17 protein-coding genes are annotated in these 14,786 nt (G+C 71.5%); 16 read left to right on the forward strand and 1 reads right to left on the reverse strand.

What is annotated here, in order from left to right:
• Positions 1-126 precede the first annotated feature (126 nt).
• The gene (locus LIU39_RS11820; protein WP_227046606.1) at positions 127-603 is read left to right on the forward strand and encodes an NUDIX domain-containing protein; all 477 of its coding nucleotides are present in this window, start codon (positions 127-129) and stop codon (positions 601-603) included.
• 211 nt (positions 604-814) lie between these two features.
• Here the strand turns inward: LIU39_RS11820 and LIU39_RS11825 are convergent, their stop codons facing one another.
• Entirely contained in the window at positions 815-2,299 is a 1,485-nt protein-coding gene (locus LIU39_RS11825; protein ID WP_227046607.1) for a peptide deformylase, read from the reverse strand.
• 218 nt (positions 2,300-2,517) lie between these two features.
• Between LIU39_RS11825 and queC the strand changes: the two genes are divergently transcribed.
• From queC to LIU39_RS11900, 15 genes are all read left to right on the forward strand, one after another.
• Complete coding sequence (gene queC / locus LIU39_RS11830) at positions 2,518-3,228, forward strand: 7-cyano-7-deazaguanine synthase QueC (protein WP_227046608.1); 711 nt, start codon at positions 2,518-2,520, stop codon at positions 3,226-3,228.
• On the forward strand, positions 3,225-3,929 hold the full coding sequence (locus LIU39_RS11835) for a 6-pyruvoyl trahydropterin synthase family protein (protein WP_227046609.1): 705 nt from the start codon (positions 3,225-3,227) through the stop codon (positions 3,927-3,929). The genes queC and LIU39_RS11835 overlap by 4 nt, the downstream gene beginning before the upstream one ends.
• Positions 3,916-4,644: a 7-carboxy-7-deazaguanine synthase QueE gene (locus LIU39_RS11840; protein WP_227046610.1), complete on the forward strand. Its 729-nt coding sequence runs from the start codon at positions 3,916-3,918 to the stop codon at positions 4,642-4,644. Before LIU39_RS11835 ends, LIU39_RS11840 begins: the two co-directional genes overlap by 14 nt.
• Positions 4,634-5,083: a DUF6884 domain-containing protein gene (locus tag LIU39_RS11845; protein WP_227046611.1), complete on the forward strand. Its 450-nt coding sequence runs from the start codon at positions 4,634-4,636 to the stop codon at positions 5,081-5,083. Before LIU39_RS11840 ends, LIU39_RS11845 begins: the two co-directional genes overlap by 11 nt.
• Positions 5,080-5,652, forward strand: a complete 573-nt coding sequence (locus LIU39_RS11850; RefSeq protein WP_227046612.1) for a phosphoribosyltransferase — start codon at positions 5,080-5,082, stop codon at positions 5,650-5,652. Before LIU39_RS11845 ends, LIU39_RS11850 begins: the two co-directional genes overlap by 4 nt.
• A gap of 47 nt (positions 5,653-5,699) precedes the next feature.
• A complete protein-coding gene (locus tag LIU39_RS11855) occupies positions 5,700-6,398 on the forward strand; it encodes a PIG-L deacetylase family protein (protein ID WP_227046613.1) in 699 nt (232 codons plus the stop codon).
• Positions 6,398-7,117, forward strand: coding sequence for a WbqC family protein (locus tag LIU39_RS11860; protein WP_227046614.1), 720 nt, complete (start codon positions 6,398-6,400; stop codon positions 7,115-7,117). The genes LIU39_RS11855 and LIU39_RS11860 overlap by 1 nt, the downstream gene beginning before the upstream one ends.
• On the forward strand, positions 7,114-7,722 hold the full coding sequence (folE, locus tag LIU39_RS11865) for a GTP cyclohydrolase I (protein WP_227046615.1): 609 nt from the start codon (positions 7,114-7,116) through the stop codon (positions 7,720-7,722). Before LIU39_RS11860 ends, folE begins: the two co-directional genes overlap by 4 nt.
• Before the next feature lie 134 nt (positions 7,723-7,856).
• Positions 7,857-8,408: a formylglycine-generating enzyme family protein gene (locus LIU39_RS11870; RefSeq protein ID WP_227046616.1), complete on the forward strand. Its 552-nt coding sequence runs from the start codon at positions 7,857-7,859 to the stop codon at positions 8,406-8,408.
• Positions 8,405-9,511, forward strand: a complete 1,107-nt coding sequence (locus tag LIU39_RS11875) for a glycosyltransferase family 4 protein (protein WP_227046617.1) — start codon at positions 8,405-8,407, stop codon at positions 9,509-9,511. Before LIU39_RS11870 ends, LIU39_RS11875 begins: the two co-directional genes overlap by 4 nt.
• Before the next feature lie 8 nt (positions 9,512-9,519).
• A complete protein-coding gene (locus LIU39_RS11880) occupies positions 9,520-10,311 on the forward strand; it encodes a reverse transcriptase family protein (RefSeq protein WP_227046618.1) in 792 nt (263 codons plus the stop codon).
• Between the two features lie 23 nt (positions 10,312-10,334).
• Entirely contained in the window at positions 10,335-11,717 is a 1,383-nt protein-coding gene (locus LIU39_RS11885; RefSeq protein ID WP_227046619.1) for a glycosyltransferase family 4 protein, read from the forward strand.
• Entirely contained in the window at positions 11,714-12,541 is an 828-nt protein-coding gene (locus LIU39_RS11890) for a 5'-3' exonuclease (protein ID WP_227046620.1), read from the forward strand. Before LIU39_RS11885 ends, LIU39_RS11890 begins: the two co-directional genes overlap by 4 nt.
• Entirely contained in the window at positions 12,538-13,314 is a 777-nt protein-coding gene (locus LIU39_RS11895) for an HAD family hydrolase (protein WP_227046621.1), read from the forward strand. The genes LIU39_RS11890 and LIU39_RS11895 overlap by 4 nt, the downstream gene beginning before the upstream one ends.
• A gap of 64 nt (positions 13,315-13,378) precedes the next feature.
• Positions 13,379-14,677: a PLP-dependent aminotransferase family protein gene (locus tag LIU39_RS11900; RefSeq protein WP_227046622.1), complete on the forward strand. Its 1,299-nt coding sequence runs from the start codon at positions 13,379-13,381 to the stop codon at positions 14,675-14,677.
• The last annotated feature ends 109 nt before the right edge of the window (positions 14,678-14,786 follow it).

Here is a 14,786-nt window from a genome sequence, read left to right on the forward strand (position 1 = left end):
TCAATACGTGCCCAAAGATCGTCCGACACCACCCACGGCGGACCATTGCCCTTCCCCATACCCGGCCCAACGACCCACCCAGGTACCAGACATGGCCTCCCCAGCTCTTTCTGTTAGCTCCTCTTAGTGACCTCCGCAGCCGCCGCCTTCATCCAACGGGCGGACGGTCGGGTGCTCCTGGTCCACCACGCGGGCACCGGGTACTGGGTTGCCCCGGGAGGAAAGACCGACGAGCACGAGACCCCGTTCCAGTGCTGTGAACGGGAGGCCCGGGAGGAGACCGGGGTGCCGGTCACCCCGGGGCGTCTGCTTGTCGTGCAGTGGCTTCCCGGCGGCCAGTTGGGCACATACAAGAACCCATTCCCGTGCCACCTGTTTCTCTTCGCCGCCACCATCGCCCCGCAGGACGTTGACCGCATCCAGGTCCCCGAACGCGAACTGCTCGGCTGGAAATGGGTCGACCCCGACCACGCCCCCGCCCTCATGGATGACACCAACGCGGCGCTGTTCACCGCTGCCGTGAAGGTGACGTCCGGCGCCGCGGCGGCACCGGTCTACCTCGAAGGCCGCCACGCGCCCACGGCGGTGCCGGCCGTTGAGTAGCAGCCGCGCCGTCCGGCACAGGGGTGTGGGAAGACGCCTTGTGTGAAGAGCTCGCCGTCGTCGCGCAGCGTTGCATCGCCGGGTAAAGCGACGACCCGGCCGGCCAGCGCCTCTTTGGTGCGGTCGAGGCTGACGAACGCGCTGACCGGCGCCCCTCCCGTGCCTGTACTTGCCTGCTGTGGTGGGGCGTTGACCGGCTGGAGTGCCGGATTCAGCGGTATGTCCAGCTCTGCCCGGTCCCCCGGTACTCCTCGACCGGGATCGGGCGGACGCCGGGGCGCATGCGGTCCCGGTAGAGCGTGCCGTGGAGGTGGTCGACCTCGTGGAGTACAAGGCGGCCGAGCCCGCGCTCGAAGCGGGTGAGGCGCGGGGTTCCGTCGGGTTCGGTGTGGGCGATGAGGATGCTGAGCGGTCGCGGCACCAGTCCCCGTACGTCGAAGTAGGACAGGCAGCCCTCGTACTGCTCGTCTTCGTCGGACGACGTTTCGGCGATGACGGGGTTGAGGAGCACGACGGGGTCGGCGCCGTCCTGGGGCGGGATGATGACGGCGGCGGCGCGGTCGATGCCGATCTGGCAGGCCGCAAGGCCCATGCCCTTCCCGAAGACGTGGAGCCGGCGCACCCGGCCGATGGCCTCGAAGATTTCGGCCACGACCCGCTGAGCCTCGTCTGCTTCGGCGGGGAGGGTGAACGGGCGAGCGGTGGCGTGCAGGAGCGGGTCGCCGTCCTGGACGATGCCGGCGTCGGCCATGGCGGTGCTGGGCGCCAGGGGGTTCATGGGCGCGGGCTCACTCTCTTCGGGGTCGGGGGACTTGAGTCGCCATTCCAGGCGGTACCGGGCGTGGAGTTGGGGATTGCTTGTGGTCCAGGAGAAGACCGTCCGATCCCCGTCCGCTCGTTGTGCGGGTGGCGTGCGCACCGGTACGAAGTCGGCGGTCAGGGAGGTTTCGGTGCCCCAGACGGTGGGTTCGGATGCGGCGGGGAAGGTCAGGGACACGGTCAGTTCACGGGTGGGTACGCGGACCGCCCGCTGGAACCAGGGCCCCCATTTGTCGGCGCTGACGGAATAGGAGTAGGTGATCTCTGCCTCCTGCCCGGGGTAAAGCGGGTAGCGGGCCTGGTTGTTGGCGAAGGTCAGCCACACCTCTTTGAACGCGTCGCGGTCGTGCTTGACGATCCAGCCCATCGCCTCGGGGCCGCAGTGCGCTTCGAGCTGCAGTTCCTCCCACGTCAGCGGCTGTGCCCGGTAGTGGGCGTTGGAGCGTTCGGGGTCACCCGGGTACCGGTCGACCGCGATCCGTACGAGGTAGCGGGTGACGGGTTCGTCGCCGGTGTTGCGCAGCAGGCGCCGCATCCGCAGGTGGTACGTCGATCCGTCATATCGCAGGTCCGCGGCGTCCTCCAGGACGAGGAGACCCGTGGACGCCGGGAGGCCCGGGGGCTTGATCTCGGGGGCGGTGCTTGCGTCGTCGCGCTGCCAGGCTTCCCACACTGCGCCGGCCGCCGCCAGTTCGCTGTCCATGCGGCGTGCGAGGGCGGAGCTGCCGTGCTCACGGCCTGCTTCGAGGTGGCTGACATAGGACGGGTCGATGCCCAGCTTTCTGGCGAGCCCCGCCTTCGAATGACCTCGGATGGAGCGGAAGCGCTTCAGCTCGGCGGCGAACGTCTCGCGCTGGGTCTCGGACTGGTCCCCCATGTATCCACTTTCTCAACGGAGTTGAAGGTGAGCGTGAGTGAGTGCCGCTCACGGATGCCTCATCCTGCCCTGTTGCGGCTCACTACTACCAGGCGGCGATGGCGCCGCGCCGGCGCTGGCCGGTCGCCGCCTCCCTTCAGCCGTGCCAACGGCTGCTCGCCCCGTAGTTCCGCTACTGCCCGGCCACCGGCCGGGGATCTTGGAAAGGGCACACGATCATGAAGGAATACCCGCCGCGTCAAGCGGTGCTCATCGCCTCGGGCGGCATGGACAGCACGGTGGCCGCCTACGAGCTCCGAAGCCGGGGCAGCGCGGTGACCATGCTGTCCTTCGACTACGGACAGCGCCATCACGTCGAGCTGGACTTCGCGGCGAAGATCGCCGCGTTGCTGGAGGTGCCCCACGAGATCGTGGATCTCACCGGCGTCGGACGGCTCCTGGGCGGGTCCGCGCTGACGGACGACACGGTGCCCGTGCCCGACGGGCACTACAGCGACGAGACGATGCGGTCCACGGTCGTCGCCAACCGCAACATGATCATGCTGAGTATCGCGGCCGGAGTCGCGGTCTCCCGCGGGGCGCACTGTGTGGCCTACGGCGCGCACGCGGGCGACCACACCATCTACCCGGACTGCCGGCCCTTGTTCTACCGGCAGGCCGAGCTGGCCATCCGGGCCGGGAACGAAGGGTTCCTCGCGGACGGTTTCTGCCTGGAAGCGCCGTTCCTGGAGTGGACGAAGGCCGACATCGCCGCCCGCGGCCACCAGCTCGGCGTTCCGTTCGCCCTAACGTGGTCCTGCTACAAGGGCGGCGCCGTGCACTGCGGGCGGTGCGGGACGTGCGTGGAGCGCCGTGAGGCGTTCGCCGCTGCCGGGCTGGACGATCCGACCGCCTACGCGGCCGACGCGGAGCGCGGTGAGGTCGCATGAGCGGCGGGAGCTGGCGGATCGGCAAGACCTTCCGTTTCGAGGCGACGCGCACGGTGGACGGGCGCTTCGACGGGCATTCGTTCGTGGCCGAGGCGGTCATGGCCTCCCCGCAGCTGTCCGAGGAAGGCTTCGTCGTCGACTTCGGCGCGCTGGCCGGCGTGAAGCGGCACATCGATGAGGTCCTCGATCACCGGTACCTCAGTAACGTCCTGCCGGACGCGAGCGACGAGGGCCTGGGGCGCTATCTGACCGAGTGGGCCCAGCGACACCTGCCCGGTGAGGTCACCGCCGTGCTCGAAGGGATACGGATCCGCACCGGCCGCCCGCCAGCACCTCCGGCCGGCGCTGCAGCGTCTTTCGAGGCGTCCCATCGTCTGGCCGGCCTGCCGGCAGGTCACCCGTGCGGGCGGCTGCACGGGCACTCCTACCTGGTGACCATCCCGCCCGGGGGCGCCGATGGCGCGAGGGCTGCCGGCGTGCCGGGGCTCTTGCGCCGCTACCTCGAAACCACGCTCCACGGCGAGGTCTTGAACGACGCCGTGGAGTTCAACCCGACGTCCGAACTGCTGGCCCACCACCTTGTGCGCTGGCTGGAGGACTGGGGTGTGTTCCGCCCTGGCGGGCGCGGCGTGCGGGTGCGGGTGTCGGAGACGGAGACCAGCTGGGCCGAGTTCGAAGGACGGCGCCATGACGGACGTTGAGATCACGCTGCCCTCCGCGGCCGACACGCTGCCGGTCACCGAGAAGTTCGCCGGCACCTTCCAGGGCGAAGGCCCCAGCACGGGCGTGGGCGCCATGTTTGTGCGGTTCGCGGGCTGCAACGAGTCCTGCCGCGGCTGCGACACCCCCTACACCTGGGATGCGAGCCGTTTCGACCTGCGCCGGGAGTCGCAGCGCGAGGTGGTCGGTGAGCTGCTGGCGTGGGCGCTGGGGCGGCCGGAGAAGCTGGTGGTCCTCACCGGTGGTGAACCGCTGCTGCACCGCAACGTGGTGCCGCTTGCCCTGGGCCTCAGGGCAGCGGGCAAGGACGTGGAGTTCGAGACCAACGGCACGCTCGTGCCGCCCCGGGAACTGGTCGACGCCGGTGTCCGGTTCAACGTGTCCCCGAAGCTGTCGGTGTTCGGGGCCGGGATGCCGCACGGGAAGCGCATCGTCCCCGCGGCCCTGCGGGCGTTCCAGGAGTCTGGCCTGGCCCGGTTCAAGTTCGTTGTGAAGGACCCGTCGGTCGAGCTGGCGGAGATCTCGGCGCTGGAGACGGCGTACGGGCTCGATCCGGTCTGGGTGATGCCGGAGGGCACCACCGCCGATGCGGTGCTGGTCGGGATGCGGGCTCTGGCCGGGCCGGTGAGTGAACGCGGCTGGCACCTGAGCACCCGGCTGCACGTGCTGATCTGGGGTGACGAGCGTGGCCGGTGACCGCATGGCGTGCGAGGGGCTGGTGATCGTGGCCTGCTGCGAGGAGAAGGCCGTGACCTCCGCCCCCGTGCCCGCCCTCGACCTCTACCAGGGCTGGGTGGTCCCCCTGGTCAGGGACCGCGTCGCGAGCAGCTCCGCTCACCGTGCCCACGTTCTGGTGCTCTCCGCGCTCCACGGGCTGATCACCGCGGACACCCTCATCTCCACCTACGAGCAGCCGATGACCGCCGAGCGGGCGGCCGTCGTGCGCCGCCGGGCGCCGGGCCGGCTGGCCACCCATCTCGCCCGGCACCCCGCGCGGGAGGCGCTGCTGCTCATGGAGCCGGACTACGTGGAGGCGCTGGGCCCGTTGCCCCTGCCCGTCACCCACATCATCACCGACCCGATGGCCCGACACGACGACATCCATGCCGTCCTGACCTCCTGGAGCTGGCCGTGACTCCTTCCTCTGCCCGCGTTTTCCAAGGCCGCCGCATCTGGCAGCTGACCCGCAACGACTTCCTGTCCGCAGCCTGTCTCATCGCCCACAACGAGCGCCCTCACACCCCGGACGCGGTGGTAGGCATCGCGCGCGGCGGCGTCGAACTGGCCGAGCTGGTCGCCGAGCAGCTCCACGTCCCCGTGGTCATCGTGCGGGCCCGGCACAACACCAGCGATGACATCCGGCAGAGCGCAACCGGCCGCGTCGCACTGGACGTTGAGCACAACGAACGCGCCCTCGCCGGTCTCCCTCAACGTTGCCGGCTCCTGTTGGTCGACGACATCTGCGGCACCGGCGCGACGCTGGAGGCTCTCGTGGGCTCCCTCGCCCGACGCCCGCAAGCGCCCACGGTCCGCACCGCCGTGCTGTGCCGCAACGAGGGCGCCGCCTTCCCGGTCGATGCGTACGGCTGGGACGTGGCGGACTGGGTCCACTTCCCCTGGGAGAAGGACCCCGGCTCGCCCGCCGAGCCGCTCCCCCCGCTCGCCCGGCTCCGGTCCGCACGGCCGACCGGCCTGCCCCGCTAGGGCATTGCCCGCCCGTCCCTTCCACGGAAAATCAGGAGGCAGGCCACATGTTCGGCCTGGAACCCGGCGACCGCGTGCTCGCCGTCCCGCCCCACCCCGACGATGAAACCCTCGGTGCCGGCGGCACCATCGCCCGGCTGACCGAAGCGGGCATCGAAGTGCACGTCCTCGCCCTGGCCTGCGTCACCCTGCCCCGCTGGGGCGCCGCAACGAACACCGCCCGACGGCGCGCGGAATTCGAGATGGCCTGCGACGTCCTGGGCGTCGCCGGGCGGGACATCGCCTGGAGTGACGATCACCGGGCACGCAACCTCGGCGCGCACCTGAGCGAACTCGTCCGGCTTCTCGAAGCCGGACACGCCCTCTCCCTCGCCGAGCTGCGCCCCGAAGCCATGCTCATCCCGGCCGCCGGCGCCGTGCACCAAGACCACCAGGCCGCCCACCAGGGCTGCTACGCCGCAGCCCGCCCCACCGGCGGCCTGCGGCACGTCCCGCGCCTGGTCCTTGGTTTCCGCGGTCCCGAAGACCACGCCTGGAGCCCGCGCAGCCCGCACGCCAGTGTGCTGGTGGACATCACCGCCAGCTCCGCGCTCAAGGACAAGGCCCTGAACTGCTACGCCGGCGAGATGCGCGACCCCGGCCACCCCCGCTCCCTGGACCGGATCCGCGCGATCGACACCGCGACCGCCGCGGCCCTGGGCTGCGAGCGGGCCGAAGCGTTCGTCCCGTACCGGATGGCCTGGTGATGGGCGGCCCCCGCGTGCTGGTCGCCCATCAGCCCGCCTACCTGCCCTGGCCGGGGTACTTCTCCCGGCTGCTGGACGGCGTGGACGAACTCGTCCTGCTCGACCACGTCCAGTTCAGCGAACGCGGCTGGCAGCACCGCAACCTCGTCCGCAACCCTGCCGGGCCCCAGCCACTTCGGCTGACCGTCCCGGTGCGCCGCCGCTTCGGCCAGAGCATCACGGACGTCGAGGTGGCCGACGAGCCCTGGGCGGCGCGGCACTGGCGCACCCTTACCCAGACCTACGCCCGTGCCCCGTACTGGGGCGATCACCGCAGCGCGCTCCAGCACCTCTACGAAAGGCCGTGGCAACGGCTGGCGGAGCTGAACCACGCGCTGCTCCAGCTGCTGCTGGACGCCTTCCGCCTCCCCGTGCAGCTGGTCAACTCCTCCGCCCTCAGGCCGCGCGGAGGGCAGACGGCCATGCTCGTCGACCTGTGCCACCGCCGGGATGCCACCGTGCTGCGGGTGGGAACCGGAGCCGCCGCCTACCTCGACCACCCACTGCTGGCCGAGCACCGCATCCGCGTCGAGACCGCCACCTACACCCACCCCCGCTACGGAAGCGCGCGCGGCTGGATGCCGGGCCTGAGCGCCCTGGACCTGCTGCTCCACGAAGGCCCCAACGCCCCCTCCATCCTCCGTGCCGGAGCACGGACCAACCCGAAGGCGACCGCATGACACCTCACAGCACAGCCGCCCCCGCCCCGCAGGCACAGGTCGATGTCCCCCTCGTCGCCGGTATCTACCGGCAGTTGCTCCTCGCGCTGGGCGAAGACCCCGACCGCCCTGGCCTCAAAGACACACCGGAGCGGGTGGCCGCCTGGTGGTCGGAGTTCCTCGATCACGAACCGGGGCGCACCGACACGGTCTTCGCGCAGGAGTTAACGGCCGGATCCGACCAGCTGGTCGTGGTGCGCGGCATCACCGTCTGGAGCCTGTGCGAGCACCATCTGATGCCCATGAAGCTGGAGATCACGATCGGCTACCGCCCCGCCGGCCAGGTCCTGGGCCTGTCGAAATTCGCGCGGATCGTCGCTGCGCACGCCCACCAACTGCAGGTCCAGGAGCGCATCGTGGACGGCGTCGCCGCTGACACCGGCAAGGCGACCGGCTCCCCGGACGTGGGCGTGGTCGCCGAGGGCGAGCACTTGTGCATGAGCATGCGCGGGGTCAAGCAAGGGCAGGCCCGGACCCTGAGCTACAACCTGGGCGGTGCGTTCGGCGGGGACAGCCCGCTGGGAACGCGCCTGGTGATGCTCGCGGCCCCCGGCGGGCGGGCGTGAGGGTGGTTGCGCCCGGACAGGGCCGTCTTTCGCCAGCGACGAGCCCGCGTGTGCTGGTGCGCGGGCCGGTGAGGCCGCAGGGGAACGTACCTGCTGTCCGGGGCCCCTCCACGGTAGCGCCCGCCACGGACCCCGTGGAGTGGATTCGCCTACCGGGAGGGCGAGTTCCGGCCGGAGAATGGCACCGGGCCCAACCGGTTGCCGTCCTGTGGTGGTCCGCGACCCCGCTGACCGCGGACGGACTGCCCCTGACGGGCCTGCGCCTCGATGAAGCCGCCGAGCTGGCCTCCGAGCTGGGGGGACGGATCCCGACGTCGGCCGAGTGGGAATGGATGGCCGGCGGCGGCTCGCGTCGCTACCCCTGGGGCGCCGCCGAGCCCAGCGCCCAGCACGCGAACCTGCGCGCGAGCGGCCCCGGGCACACCACGCCCGTGCACGCCCATCCCGCCGGCCGCACGCCACAGGGCCTGTGGGACGTGGCCGGAAACGTCTGGGAGTGGACCACCGCCCCCTGGCGGCGCGACGGGATCGCGCTGCTGCGCGGCGGCTCCTACCACTCCCTGTCCCAGTACGCCGCCTGCGCCCACGACGCCCCACCCGGGCTGCGTTCGCCGGGTATCGGCCTCCGCCTCGTCCGCGACACCCCGCCCGCCCCTCACTCTCCCTGTGAACGGAGCACCTCGTGAACGTCGCCTTCGTCCTGCTGACGTACAACCACGACGAGCCCGCCGGCATCGAGCGCAGCATCGCCTCACTCACCCGCGGCCTGCGCGGCCTCGGCCACCGCGCGCTGATCATCGCGGCCGGCCCCGGCACTGGCGACGACGGTCCGGACCTGCTGCGCCTTGCCACGATCGCCCTCCCGCGCCCGGCCCGGGAGGAGGACCTGATGGTGCAGCTCGCCGATCCCGGCCCCGCCGCCACGGAAGTCCGGCAGCTTCTGGCCGCCCACGACGTCGACCTGGTGTGCTGGGTGGACGCGGTGTGGGGCCTGGGCTATCTCAGCCCCGCACCGCCCGCGGTACGCACCGCGCTGATGGTCCACGTCCCGCGCACCGACGCCCCCTTCCGCCAGAGCCTTCACCACCGGCCCGACACCGTGCTGACCGTGTCCGCGTTCATGCTCAAGGAACTGGCGGACGCGGGCGTGGACACCCGGTGCTGGCACGCCCTGCCCAACGCTCTGCTGCACACGGCCGAGGCACCGTCCCCAGCCGCGCGCGAAGAACTCCGCCGCCGCGGGCCCGTGCGGATCGTGGCCCGCGCCGAACCCCACAAGGGCATCGCCGAACTTCTCGGCGCCTTCCCCGCCGGCCTGGAGCGGCCGGTGCAGATCGTGCTGGCGGCAGCCGGATTCGAGTACTGGCCCGGCATGCAGGACCAGGTCATGGACCAGTGCCGCGCCCTGGCCGACAACCTGCCCGGCGTCGAGATCCGCCCGGCGCTTCCCTGGCAGGAGGTGCCGCCGTTCCTCGCCCAGGCGGCTGCCACCGTCATCAGCTCGACGAGCCCCGAGACATTCGGGAACGTCGCCGCCGAAGCCCTCTTGGTCGGCACCCCGGTCGTCGGCTACGGCCTCGGACACCTGCCACAACTCACCGGCGCCGCCGGACGGATGACCGCGCTGGACGCGGGGCCCACCGCCTTGTGGCGCGCGCTGACCGAACTGCTGGAGGACCACGACGGCTACCACGCCGCCGCCCGGCAAGCCCCGCACCAGGTCGCCGCCCACACCCCGGAGGCGGTCGCGGGCGCGTTCGTGCGCGCCACCACCGCCGGGACACGATGAGCGGCGGCTTGGCCGCGCACTCCCTGATGCGGCAGGTGACAAGCGAGCGCGCACTCAAGCGCGCCGCCCGCCAGTGCATGGGCCGCACCGGCGCCCCCGGCGCCGACGGCATGTCCTGGCGGGCCTTCCGCCAGGACATGCCCGCCCGCCTCAACGCCCTCGCCGCCCGCCTGGCCGACGGATCGTGGCGCCCCTCACCGACCCGCCTCGTCGCCTTCCACGCCTGGGGCAAGGACTACCGGGTCGCCGTCCCCACCGTCGAAGACCGCATCGTGCACCGCGCCCTGCGCAACGCGGTCGAACCCGTCCTGGAACGGGACGCCTACCCACCATGGATGTTCGGCTGGCACCGGCGGGCCGGCCGCCCCCTCGCGATCAGCGCCGCCGCCCGTCACCTGGACTCCGGCCTGCCGTGGGTCGCCGACATCGACGTGGCCGCCGCCTCCCGGGGCGTCGGCCTGGAAGACGCCGTCTCCTCGGTGGCCCGCTTCGTCCACGACGGCACCCTCCTGGCCCTGCTGCGCCGCATCCTGGCCGCACTGCCGGACCCACTCGCCCCCGGCAGCGGCCTCAGCCCGATGCTCACCAACCTCCGGATGGCCCCCGTCGACCATCAGCTCACCGGCCTCGCCGCCGTGCGGATGACCGACAACTACACCCTGTTTTGCCCCACACCGGCCGCCGCAGACGACGCCTACCAGCACCTGACCCGCGCCCTGGCCGCCCACGGGATGAGCCCGGCACCGGGCAAGTCCAAGATCTGGCGGCCCAATCCCGAAGACCTCTACGCCGCCGGCTGACGAACAGACGAACAGGAGCACTCATGCCCCACGGCAACGCGCTGCTGTACTGCGCGGTGAACGGCATCGCGAACAACACCAACGGCATCGGCCGCCAGACCAAGACGTTCCTGGCCACCCTCGCCCACCACCACCCGCGCCTCACCCAGGCAGCCGGCCCGTTCACCCCTTATCTCGCTGTCCCGGAACCCGGACCCGCGACCTGGGGCTACAACCCGGCCGACCTCGCCCACGCCCGCCAGGTCGTCGAAGGGCTCGGCGGTCGTGTCATCGCCCTGCCCTACAACACCCACCGGCCCATGTGGCGGCCCGCCGCCTGGCAGACCCTCTCCGAGCAGGCCGCGACCGCAGCCCGCGACCTTGCCCGCCCCCACAAGCGGGTCCTGGCCATCGGCGTCGACACCCCCTTCGCCGGACTCGCCCACAGCGTCCAGCCCGGCGAGCGGATCGAGGTCCTCCTGGCCCTGTTCTCCACCGCGCAGATCACCGAACGCCCCCAACCGGACCCCGACCGCCTCGCCTGGGAACAGGACGCGCTGAGCGCCGCCTCCCGCAGCACCCACATCTGGGTGGCCGGCATCGGCACCTACCTGACCCGCCACCTGCAGCAGGACTACGGCCTCGACCCCGGCCGGCTCCTGCCCTGGCCCTCCGGCCTGCACCTGGCCTCCGCCGACCTCACCGCGCCCACCGCCTTCTATGCCGAGCAGACCGTACGCAGCTTCGGCATCCCCACCGACCGGCCGGTCATCGCCGCCGTCGGCCGCACCGACCACACCAAGGGCCTCGACCTGCTCATCGACGCGGTCGCGCCCCTGCGCGACCACGTGCACCTCGCGATGATCGTGGTGCCCGCCGACGACGAACGCGCCGCACTCCTGCCGCGCTACCAGGCCCGAGCCGCCGAACTTCAGCTCTCCGCCACGCTCATCGGCCGCTACAGCCGTACCTTGCCCCGCGCCCTGGCCGCGCTGCCCGCGACCCGCGTGATGGCCGTACCCAGCCGCGGGGAGACCCTCGCCAACATCGTCTTCGAAACCGGCCTGTGGGCACAGCACCATGGCGCCATCGCCCTCGCCCCGGGCCGCGACGGCTTCCCGGAACAGATCATCGACGGCCACAACGGACTCCTCTACGCGCCCGATACCCCCGGAGCCCTCACCCACGGGCTGCGCCGTGCCCTGGCCCTGCCCGACCAGCGACGCGGACAGATGCGGGAGAACGCCCACCGGCGGGTGCACGCCGAACGCGACGCCGCCACCCACCTCGCCACGCTGCTGACCAGCGCGTGGCGCCCGGCCGGCCAGGAGCTGGATAATCTCGTCGGCCATCCGCTACCGGATGCCCGTACGCTGCGGTCACAGGCCCCCACCAGCACGCCAGCACCCCGGGAGACCGCGCCATGACCGTGCCCCTGCTGCTCGTCGACGGCCACCACCTGCTCCACCGGGCCTGGTTCGGGTTCGCCGCCCGCATCCACAACCGCGACAAGACCATCGACCGCACCGGCGTGTTCGGATTCGCCGCCCTCCTGCGCAAGGCGCAGACGCAGCACGCGGTCGGCTTCGAGATCTTCGCCGTCTTCGACTCCGAAGACGGCGCCCTGCCACGCGCCGCCACCGACAGTCAGTACAAGGCCGACCGGCCCGCGCCCGAGCCCGGCCTCATCGAATCGCTCGCCCTGGTCAAGACCGCGCTCGACCACAGCGGTGTCCGCTGGATCGAGCAGGACGGGTGCGAGGCCGACGACGTCATCGCCACCCTCACCCAGGCTGCCCGCGCCGTCGGCCGGGCGGTCGACGTCATGAGCGGCGACAAGGACTTCATCCAGCTCCTGGACGACCCGGCCGTGCGGCTGCTGAACACCGGAGTGAAGGACGAACGCCGCTACACCACCGCCGCGCACATCCCGCCCCGCTACGGCGTCACCCCCCGGCAGTGGCCGGACTACCGGGCCCTGACCGGCGACCCGGCCGACAACATCGCGGGCGTGCGGGGCATCGGTCCCAAGACCGCCGCCCGGCTCCTCACCGGCCACCGCAGCCTGGAGTCCGTCCCCGCCGCGGAACTGCGCCCGGCCTGGGCCCAGCAGTGGGGGCGCGCGCGGCAGTGGCGCGAGATGATCAGACTCGACCGCAAGATCGACCTGCCCGACGGGCTCCTGACCGCCACTGCGACCGACCCGCTCCCCGCGGCCCCGGCCGTTCTCGAAACGCTGGACCTGTGGTGAGCGGCCCGTTGATCGCCGTCTGGGACTTCGATGGCACCCTCGGCCACCGCCGCCACGGCATCTGGGCCGAGTGCCTCCTGGAGATCCTCGATGTCCAGCAGCCCGACCACACCTGGACCTTCCCTCAGATCTTCGATGCCCTCGCCCGCGGGTTCCCGTGGCACGAACCCTGCCTGCCCCACCCCCACCTCAACGCGCCGGACGCGTGGTGGGACCACGTCACGCAGGTGGTCGCCACCGCGCTCACCGGCCTCGGCATGGACAACGAGGAGGCGGCCACAGCCGCGCACGCCACACGTCGGACCTACACCGACCGCACCGCCTGGAGCCTCTACCCCCAGGCTCTCGATGTCCTCGACACCCTCACCCAGGCCGGATGGCAGCACGTCCTGCTGACCAACCACGTCCCCGAACTCCCCGACATCCTCGACAGTTTGAGCCTCACCTCCCGTCTGCGCGCGGTCGTCAACTCGGCCGCGAGCGGGCACGAAAAGCCCCACCCCGAAGCCTTCCGCCTCGCCCGCGCCGCCGCCCCGCCCGGCGCACGCCTCGTGATGATCGGTGACAACCCCGACGCGGACATCAAGGGAGCCACCCGCGCCGGCATCGACGCCATCTGGGTCCGGCGCGACGAACACACCGACGTCCCCGACCTCGCGTCCGCCGGACGCCTCCTCCTCCAACCGGACCCGCTGCCGCGGCAGGCCCGCCAAGATATCCGGGAAGTGCCGCCCTTGCCCACAACTTGCCCTGCGGCCAACGTGATCCGGTAGCCTCACTCCCGTCCGCAACGCGGAAGCCCGGAAGCGCCCCGGCCTGGCGCACCGGAGCACTCGTATGCCCAGCACCGCCCAAGCCGACTGCCTGACCGCCTTCGGCGCCCTCCGCGACGGCGCTCCCGCGAGCGCCTTCGAGATCGGGGAAGGCTGCAACCGCTTCCCGCCCTCCCCGGTCCTCGGCCGCTACCTCGCCGACTTGATGTACCGCCTCGTCCAGCGCGGCGCGTTCTCCAGCTACGCGGACCCTTTCCATGGAGGCACCCGGGCCGCGGTCGCTGAACTCCTCGGCGCACACCTGCGCATCGGCCTGGAGCCGGCCGACGTCTTCTTCCCCCGCGGCGGCACCGAAGCCATCAACCTGGCCATCGCCCACCTCGCGGCCACCGGCCACGGGCTGACCCTGCCCCTGCCGAACTACTACGCCTTCGACCAGTCCGCCGTCCGCTGGGGCGCCCCCATCACCGGCTACTACCGGCACGACGGCACCCTCCACTCCACCGGCGCCACAGCGGAGCGCTCCTGCCTGGTCGAGGTCATGCCCAACGGCATCACCGGCGTCCGCCACAACCTGCCCGCCGGGCCCGCCCCCGACTTCACCTTGCTGGACGTCCCCTTCCAGATCAGCGCCACCGGACAACCCCCGGGCGTGAAGCTGCGAGAGCGTCTGTCCCGCCTGGACCTGCGGGAGAGCGCGCTCATCATCACCGCGTCGAAGGACCTCTCCATCCCCGGCCTGCGCGCAGCCGCCGTCATCTCCAAGAACACCGACCTCATTGCCCACCTCGGCCGCGACAACTTCGAACGCATCGCCACCAACAGCAGCCCCGTCGCTGAGATCGTCATGACGTTGTACGCGTCCCTTCTCCCCGTTCTGGAATCCCCCCAGGACGAGGCCATCCAGCTGGCCGTCTGTCGGGCGCAGGACACCGCGAAGCGGGCCGGCCTGCCGGACCTGCCGGGCCTCCTGGACTACCAGCGGCTGCGCCGGCATCTAGCGGCGATGTCCAGCCGGTTCCGCCGCAACATGGACCGGCTCGACCGCGCGGACTCACCGGTGAAAATCGTCCATCAGAGCCCAACCGCCGGGGATCCGACAGCCGGGTACTCGGCGTTCGCTGAACTCCAGGAGAAACAAGGCGACTTCCTGCGCTGGGTGCGACACAGCGGCCGGCAAGGGCTCCGGCTCAATCCCGCCGTCGTCCACGGCGGCACCACCGCAGCCTGGCAGGCCCTCTATCCGGGGCGGCAATTCCTGCGGATGAACCTCTCCGAACCGCCCGCCGAACTCGACCACGGCCTGAGCCTCATCCAGCAACAGCTGCTCTCCACCCCGCAACACGCCACCGCCAACTCCTGACACCCCTTCGTGGACCACCACCGGACGCTCTGACGCCACACCACGACAACCAGCCCCGAGCTCGACGGAGAGACGCTTGATCATCTGCCTCAACGGGCCTTTCATCGGC

It is taken from the genome of Streptomyces pinistramenti (genome assembly GCF_020564935.1).
In the GTDB taxonomy this organism is placed as follows: Bacteria; Actinomycetota; Actinomycetes; order Streptomycetales; family Streptomycetaceae; genus Streptomyces; species Streptomyces pinistramenti.

Coding starts and splice junctions, on each gene's coding strand:
- LIU39_RS11825 (WP_227046607.1), bottom strand. CDS start 2,299: ATGGGGGACCAGTCCGAGACCCAGCGCGAGACGTTCGCCGCCGAGCTG.
- queC (WP_227046608.1), top strand. CDS start 2,518: ATGAAGGAATACCCGCCGCGTCAAGCGGTGCTCATCGCCTCGGGCGGC.
- LIU39_RS11835 (WP_227046609.1), top strand. CDS start 3,225: ATGAGCGGCGGGAGCTGGCGGATCGGCAAGACCTTCCGTTTCGAGGCG.
- LIU39_RS11840 (WP_227046610.1), top strand. CDS start 3,916: ATGACGGACGTTGAGATCACGCTGCCCTCCGCGGCCGACACGCTGCCG.
- LIU39_RS11855 (WP_227046613.1), top strand. CDS start 5,700: ATGTTCGGCCTGGAACCCGGCGACCGCGTGCTCGCCGTCCCGCCCCAC.
- LIU39_RS11860 (WP_227046614.1), top strand. CDS start 6,398: ATGGGCGGCCCCCGCGTGCTGGTCGCCCATCAGCCCGCCTACCTGCCC.
- folE (WP_227046615.1), top strand. CDS start 7,114: ATGACACCTCACAGCACAGCCGCCCCCGCCCCGCAGGCACAGGTCGAT.
- LIU39_RS11885 (WP_227046619.1), top strand. CDS start 10,335: ATGCCCCACGGCAACGCGCTGCTGTACTGCGCGGTGAACGGCATCGCG.
- LIU39_RS11890 (WP_227046620.1), top strand. CDS start 11,714: ATGACCGTGCCCCTGCTGCTCGTCGACGGCCACCACCTGCTCCACCGG.
- LIU39_RS11900 (WP_227046622.1), top strand. CDS start 13,379: ATGCCCAGCACCGCCCAAGCCGACTGCCTGACCGCCTTCGGCGCCCTC.